This window comes from Micromonospora sp. SL4-19 (assembly GCF_047921475.1).
Classification (GTDB): Bacteria; Actinomycetota; Actinomycetes; order Mycobacteriales; family Micromonosporaceae; genus Micromonospora.
Genome location: NZ_JBLROB010000081.1, coordinates 1 through 936 on the forward strand (window position 1 = coordinate 1; position 936 = coordinate 936).

Annotated in this window: 1 protein-coding gene; it reads right to left on the reverse strand. The window is 68.6% G+C overall.

Features of this window, described 5'->3' with window-relative positions:
* Positions 1-816, reverse strand: an 816-nt coding sequence (locus tag ACNAVT_RS31775; protein WP_416301689.1) for a WD40/YVTN/BNR-like repeat-containing protein, incomplete at its 3' end; no start/stop codon positions are given.
* Positions 817-936: the final 120 nt, after the last annotated feature.

A 936-nucleotide genomic window follows, 5' to 3' on the forward strand; every position in this document is an offset into this window, starting at 1 on the left:
CCAGGTCGCGCCGTAGTCGGTCGACTTGTAGAGGCCGCGGATCCCGCCGGACGCGAACAGGGAACCGCCGGCGGCCACGTAGACGACGTTCGGGTTTTGCGGGTTGAAGCGAATGGCGCCAATGGTGCTGGAGCCGGCCAGCCCGACCCGGGTCCAGGTCGCGCCGTGGTCGGTCGACCGGTAGAGGCCGTCGCCGCCGTAGCTGAGGCTGCCGCCGCCGGGGTTGACCTCGCCCGTGCCGACCCAGACGTCTCCGTTGGGGGCGACCGTCACCGCGCCGATGGCCTGCGGATAGTCGTCCGGCCATGTCTTGATCATCGACGCACCACCGTCAACGCTCTTCCACAGGCCTGCCGTCGCGACCGCGACGTACACGGTGCCGGGAGTCGTCTTGTCCGGGGCGATGTCGGTCACCCGGCCGCCCACATTGGATGGACCGACAGCCGCCCAGTTGGGGTCGACCAGGCCGTGCAGTTCGCTGGGAATGGCCGCCGCCTGCTGGCCGGCCAACTCCAGGTCCCCGCTGGTGATCACATCTCCGGGAACCTGGCGCGCGTCCAGGAAGGTGTCGCGAAGCTCGGACTCGTCCTCTTCCTCTTCCTCATCGTCGCACTTCTGGTCGAACTCGGGATCGTCGGCGTCGCAGGCCGGGATGTCGTACTCGTCATCGTCACTGTCGACGGCGACGAGCGGTTGCGATGGGTTTGCCGCGGCTGCGCCGGCCAGCGCTGACGTCTCCAGCACCGAGAAGGTGAGCACCAGTGCGACGGCCAGGGCAAGCCATCGCCAGGCGGGCAGGGACCGTGGTGGGTACATCTGACCTCCGTCTCAACGTGGGCGAGCCTCCACCTCGGAATGCGCCGAGGAGCTGACCTCCCGCATGAGTCGATGGATTGGTGGCGAGATGCGCCTCCGTGCGGTTCGCGCAGGGGAGCT